The following is a 5,088-nucleotide window of genomic DNA, read 5'->3' as shown; positions in this document are numbered from 1 at the left end:
GATGGTTTCGCCGCCGTGCGCGCCGCGCGAGCCCTCGACATCCCGATGGTCGGCCTCGACCTGATGGTGCCGGCGGCCGATCAACCGGACTACGTGTTTATCGAAGCCAACGAACGGGCCGGGCTGGCCAATCATGAGCCGCAGCCGACGGCTGAGCGGTTTGTGGATTTGTTGTTTCCGCACAGTCAGCCGAGCGCTTGAAAGATGTACTGCCTGGAGCGGCGCTATCGCGGGCAAGCCCGCTCCCACAGGTGACCGCATTCCAAATGTAGGAGCGGACTTGCCCGCGCTGAAGCCAGCACCGCCACCGCCGCTAACCCCTCATCGAAACCATCGATGCCCTCACCCCATCAGGAGTTTCCATGACCCGAACCCTCCCCGAACCGGATCTCAACTACCTGCAAAAAGTGCTGCTGGAAATGCTCGCCATTCCCAGCCCGACCGGCTTTACCGACACCATCGTGCGCTATGTCGCCGAGCGCCTGGAAGAACTCGGCATCCCCTTTGAAATGACCCGCCGTGGCACCATTCGCGCCACCCTCAAGGGCCAGAAAAACAGCCCCGACCGCGCGGTGTCGGCGCACTTGGACACCATCGGCGCCGCCGTGCGTGCGATCAAAGACAACGGCCGCCTGACGCTCGCCCCGGTTGGCTGCTGGTCGAGCCGCTTTGCCGAAGGCAGCCGCGTCAGCCTGTTCACCGACAACGGCGTGATCCGTGGCAGCGTGTTGCCGCTGATGGCCTCCGGGCATGCGTTCAACACCGCCGTGGATGAGATGCCGGTGAGTTGGGACCATGTCGAGCTGCGTCTGGACGCGTACTGCGCCACCCGCGCCGATTGCGATTCCCTGGGGATCGGCATCGGTGACTATGTGGCGTTCGACCCGCTGCCCGAGTTCACCGAGAGCGGGCATATCAGCGCGCGTCACCTCGATGACAAGGCCGGCGTCGCCGCCCTGCTCGCCGCCCTCAAGGCGATCATCGACAGCGGCGAACCCTTGCTGATCGACTGCCACCCGCTGTTCACCATCACCGAGGAAACCGGCAGTGGCGCGGCCGCCGCCCTGCCCTGGGACGTGAGTGAATTTGTCGGCATCGACATCGCCCCGGTCGCCCCCGGCCAGCATTCCAGCGAACATGCCGTCAGCGTGGCGATGCAGGATTCCGGCGGGCCGTATGACTATCACCTGTCGCGCCACCTGCTACGCCTGGCGACGGATAACGAACTGCCGGTGCGCCGCGACCTGTTTCGTTATTACTTCAGCGATGCGCACTCGGCGGTCACCGCCGGCCACGACATTCGCACCGCCCTGCTGGCGTTTGGTTGCGATGCGACCCATGGCTACGAACGCACCCACATCGACAGCCTCGCGGCGCTGAGCCGTTTGTTGGCGGCTTACATTCTCAGCCCGCCGGTGTTCGCCAGCGACGCGCAACCGGCGCAAGGTTCACTGGACCGGTTCAGTCATCAGCTCGAGCACGAGACCCAGATGGAGAGCGACACCCGCGTGCCGTCGGTGGACAGCCTGGTCGGCCAGAAGTCCTGACACTGGCAACAACGGTCCCGGCGCAGTAGCATCGCCGGGACTTAACCCCAGAGGCTTGTATGCTGATTCCCTACGACGCACTTGAAGTCGACACCCTGACCCGCCTCATCGAAGACTTCGTGACCCGCGACGGCACCGACAATGGCGACGACACGCCCCTGGAAACCCGCGTACTGCGCGTGCGCCAGGCACTGACCAAGGGCCAGGCATTGATCGTATTCGACCCCGATAGCGAGCAATGCCAGTTGATGCTCAAACACGACGTGCCCAAGCATCTGTTCGACTGAAAGGGCAGTTCAGGGATTGGGCACCAGCACCGGATGAGTGGCGGCGCCCTGGCGTTCGACGATCTTCTGGTAGACCTCGGCGCGATGGACCTGCACCCCGGCCGGGGCTTCGACACCGAATTTCACCTGGGAACCGTTGAGTTCGAGAATGTGCAAGGCGATGTCATCGCCGATGGCAATGATTTCGCCTACGGCACGGCTTAAGACCAGCATGGCGGTTGTCCTTTTCGAGTGACAGGACCCCGACCTTGCGCGCGTGGGTGATGCTCAGCAATGACTTGCGGTCAAATCAGGCATCACCTACAACAGTAGGTAATTTGCCTGACAGACCACATGATTTTTTTGCGCTGAGCCCGGTCAAGAAACCGATCAGCCCTTAATCGCGTGGGCTTTGGCGCGCATCTTGTCAGCCATCACGGTCATCTCGTCATACAGCAACTGCGGGTTCTTCTGCTTCAACGCCCAGGCCATCCGCCCTTGCTCGTGGGGCAGGATCATGAACTCACCCTCGGCCACCCGCTGGTAAATGTAATCGGCGATATCGGCCGCCGAAATCGGCGAGCTTTCCAGCAACTTGCCCACCTGCGCCTTCATCGCCGGGGTCGGCCCACGGAATGAGTCCAACAGGTTGGTCTGGAAGAACGACGGGCACACCACGTGAACCCCGACTTCCTGCTGTTTGAGCTCCACCAGCAAACTCTCCGACAACGCCACCACACCTGCCTTGGCCACGTTGTAGTTGCTCATGGCCGGCCCTTGCATCAGCGCCGCCATTGAGGCGATGTTGATGATGCGGCCTTTGCTCTTTTCCAGCAGCGGCAGGAACGCCTTACAGCCCTTGACCACGCCCATCAGGTTGATTGCGATCTGCCAGTCCCAGTCTTCCAGGGACAGTTCGGCGAAGAAGCCGCCAGAAGCCACGCCAGCATTGTTGACGATTACATCGATGCCGCCCAGCTTGACCTCGCAGGCCTGGGCAAAGGCGGTGAGCTGGCTGTAGTCGCGCACGTCGCAACGCTGGATAAACCCATCGCCGCCCGCCTCGCGCACTTGCTTGAGGGTCTCTTGCAAGCCCGGCTCGCTGACATCCGACAAGGCCAACTGCCAACCCTCGCGGGCCCAGCGCAGCGCGATTTCGCGACCCAGTCCGGACCCGGCACCGGTGATCATCATGCGATTTTGCATAGGAAAATAGCCTTGTGGTTCACGGAAGAAGTGATCGGCAGTGTAGCGAAGGTTTTTCCTACACCCACGCACCATCCAATTGATGAATGCCCTGAGCAAACCGCGGGACGGGTCGGATGCCATGGCATGGCCTAAGTTCAATTTTTTTCAACTAAGCGCAAGCATTTGTCGGCGCGTTAAAAGAAATAGGTGCGTTTAGAAAATGCTTTAAAAAACACGGAATTTTCTGCGAAGCGGCACAGTCGGAGTTGTTAAGGCGTCCGCAATTAAACCGGCGGGCCTAATGTTAAACAACCAGTCCTTGCACAAGGCCTATAAGGAAATACAACTATGAGCCTCATTTTAATCATCATCCTGATTCTCCTGCTGGTCGGCGGTTTGCCGGTGTTCCCGCACTCCCGTAGCTGGGGTTATGGGCCGTCGGGTATTCTCGGTGCCGTCCTGGTGGTACTGCTGATCCTGTTGTTACTCGGCAAGATATAAACGCCGGGCAAAAAAAAGAGGCCTTCATGAAGGCCTCTTTTTTATTGCCGGGCTATTAGTCCGGCTTACCGTCGACAACACCGGCGGTGTTATCCAGCAAACTTTTGGTCGCGGTCTGCAGGAACGATTCGAGCTTCTGTTTCAGCCCAGCCTCGTCCGGCGATTCAGCAATCACTTTACCGGTCGGCTCGGCGCCCAGTTCGTATTGCCACAGCTTCGGTGGCATTTCCTTAGGCAATACCAGCACGCGGTCGCCGGTGACCAACGCCACGGTCTGATCGCTGCCTGAAGGTTTGATCACGCCGAAGCCCTTGTCGCCTTCCGGCAGGTTGAGCAGATCACGGCCCCAGCACTGGTGCAGGGTGTCGCCACCGAGACGGCCCATGATGGTCGGTACGATGTCGATCTGGGTGCCCACGGTGTGGTCACGCTCGCCGAACTTCTCTTGCATGCCCGGTGCAATCATCAGCATTGGCACGTTGAAGCGGCCCAGGTCCATCTCGGTGATCTGCTGCTCGTTACCAAAACCGTGGTCGCCCACGATCACAAACAGGGTTTCCTTGAAGTACGGCTCCTTGCGGGCTTTTTCAAAGAACTGGCCCAGGGCCCAGTCGGAATAACGCATCGCCGTCAAATGCTCGTTGAGGCTGCCACGGTCGGTGACTTTCTCCACCGGCAACGGGGTCGGCAAAGCATACGGCGTGTGGTTGGACAGGGTTTGCAGCAGGGCGTAGAACGGTTTGCCGCCTTCACGCGCTTTCAGTTCTTCCAGGCCACGGTTGAACATGTCCTGGTCGGACACGCCCCACGTCGGATCGGAGAACACCGGGTCGACAAAGTCGTTGCGGCCGATGAAGTTGGTCATGCCCTGGTTGCTGAAAAAGCCCGACTGGTTGTCCCAGGCGAAATCGCCGTTGTAGACATACACGTCGTCAAACTTGCGCGCGCTGAGCAACTGCGGCAGGCCCGACAGCTTGTGGCTGCCTTCCGGTGTCTGCATCAGGTACTCGAAACCCGGCAGGTTCGGGAAGCACGCCATGGTGGCAAACATACCCTGGTGGGTGTGAGTGCCGTTGGAGAAGAAGCGGTCGAACAGCAGGCCTTCCTTGGACAGTTTGTCGAAGTACGGCGTGATATTGCCCGGACGCCCCAGGGCGCCCACCGAGTGACCGGCGAAGCTCTCCATCAGGATGACCACGACGTTCTTGATCGGCAGGGTTTTCTCGGCCGGTGGCGTGAAATCACGGCGCACGGCGGCGGTGTCGGTATCCACCAGCTTCTCTTGCGGCAGCACCAGCATGTCGCGCACGGTCTGGGTGGCCAGCGGTTGTTCGAGGGTGGCCTTCCAGATGTTGGTGCGGTCTTCGGAGAAGCGCGACTTGGCTGCGGCGATCAGCGACAACGTGCCATTGAGGCCCAACTGGTTGGCGAAGTTCGAATCGGTGGTATAGACGTCACCCCAGCGCGATCACCTGCGCGGCACCGGCCGCTTTGGCGCACATGATGGTGCACAGGCCAATGGTGCCGGCACCGACCACCACCACGTTTTGCCCGAGCAGGCTTCCGGCTTTTTTCACTGCGTGCAT

The 5,088-nt window shown here is 60.6% G+C and carries 5 protein-coding genes and 3 pseudogenes; 4 read left to right on the top strand and 4 right to left on the bottom strand.

The window, feature by feature from the left end:
- The 3 genes and pseudogenes from L9Z73_RS24975 to L9Z73_RS24965 form a co-directional block, all read left to right on the top strand.
- A pseudogene (locus tag L9Z73_RS24975) lies at window positions 1-201 on the top strand (N-acetylglutaminylglutamine synthetase); the annotation flags it as partial.
- Between the two features lie 161 nt (window positions 202-362).
- Window positions 363-1,547, top strand: coding sequence for an osmoprotectant NAGGN system M42 family peptidase (locus L9Z73_RS24970; RefSeq protein WP_198717301.1), 1,185 nt, complete (start codon window positions 363-365; stop codon window positions 1,545-1,547).
- Between the two features lie 59 nt (window positions 1,548-1,606).
- On the top strand, window positions 1,607-1,834 hold the full coding sequence (locus L9Z73_RS24965) for a YheU family protein (RefSeq protein WP_003236706.1): 228 nt from the start codon (window positions 1,607-1,609) through the stop codon (window positions 1,832-1,834).
- A gap of 9 nt (window positions 1,835-1,843) precedes the next feature.
- Here the strand turns inward: L9Z73_RS24965 and csrA are convergent, their stop codons facing one another.
- Both csrA and L9Z73_RS24955 read right to left on the bottom strand, forming a co-directional pair.
- Window positions 1,844-2,047: a carbon storage regulator CsrA gene (csrA, locus tag L9Z73_RS24960; RefSeq protein WP_247406779.1), complete on the bottom strand. Its 204-nt coding sequence runs from the start codon at window positions 2,045-2,047 to the stop codon at window positions 1,844-1,846.
- A gap of 156 nt (window positions 2,048-2,203) precedes the next feature.
- The gene (locus L9Z73_RS24955; RefSeq protein ID WP_247406763.1) at window positions 2,204-3,019 is read right to left on the bottom strand and encodes an SDR family oxidoreductase; all 816 of its coding nucleotides are present in this window, start codon (window positions 3,017-3,019) and stop codon (window positions 2,204-2,206) included.
- Window positions 3,020-3,349: 330 nt separating this feature from the next.
- Here L9Z73_RS24955 and L9Z73_RS24950 point away from each other — a divergent pair, with 330 nt between their 5' ends.
- Window positions 3,350-3,502, top strand: a complete 153-nt coding sequence (locus L9Z73_RS24950; RefSeq protein WP_198717298.1) for a DUF3309 family protein — start codon at window positions 3,350-3,352, stop codon at window positions 3,500-3,502.
- A 55-nt stretch (window positions 3,503-3,557) separates the two neighbouring features.
- Here L9Z73_RS24950 and L9Z73_RS24945 read toward each other — a convergent pair.
- Window positions 3,558-4,967: pseudogene (locus L9Z73_RS24945) on the bottom strand (LTA synthase family protein); the annotation flags it as partial.
- Window positions 4,963-5,088 (bottom strand): annotated as a pseudogene (locus tag L9Z73_RS24940) (butanediol dehydrogenase); the annotation flags it as partial. The pseudogenes L9Z73_RS24940 and L9Z73_RS24945, both read right to left, overlap by 5 nt.

This window comes from Pseudomonas emilianonis (genome assembly GCF_023072625.1).
Lineage (GTDB): Bacteria > Pseudomonadota > Gammaproteobacteria > Pseudomonadales > Pseudomonadaceae > Aquipseudomonas > Aquipseudomonas paraveronii.
Note: the sequence above shows the minus strand (reverse complement) of the source record. Positions and strands in the feature narration are given on the sequence as shown.

Excerpts from the sequence above, each read along its gene's own strand:
- L9Z73_RS24970 (WP_198717301.1), top strand. The coding sequence starts at position 363 with ATGACCCGAACCCTCCCCGAACCGGATCTCAACTACCTGCAAAAAGTG.
- L9Z73_RS24965 (WP_003236706.1), top strand. The coding sequence starts at position 1,607 with ATGCTGATTCCCTACGACGCACTTGAAGTCGACACCCTGACCCGCCTC.
- csrA (WP_247406779.1), bottom strand. The coding sequence starts at position 2,047 with ATGCTGGTCTTAAGCCGTGCCGTAGGCGAAATCATTGCCATCGGCGAT.
- L9Z73_RS24955 (WP_247406763.1), bottom strand. The coding sequence starts at position 3,019 with ATGCAAAATCGCATGATGATCACCGGTGCCGGGTCCGGACTGGGTCGC.
- L9Z73_RS24950 (WP_198717298.1), top strand. The coding sequence starts at position 3,350 with ATGAGCCTCATTTTAATCATCATCCTGATTCTCCTGCTGGTCGGCGGT.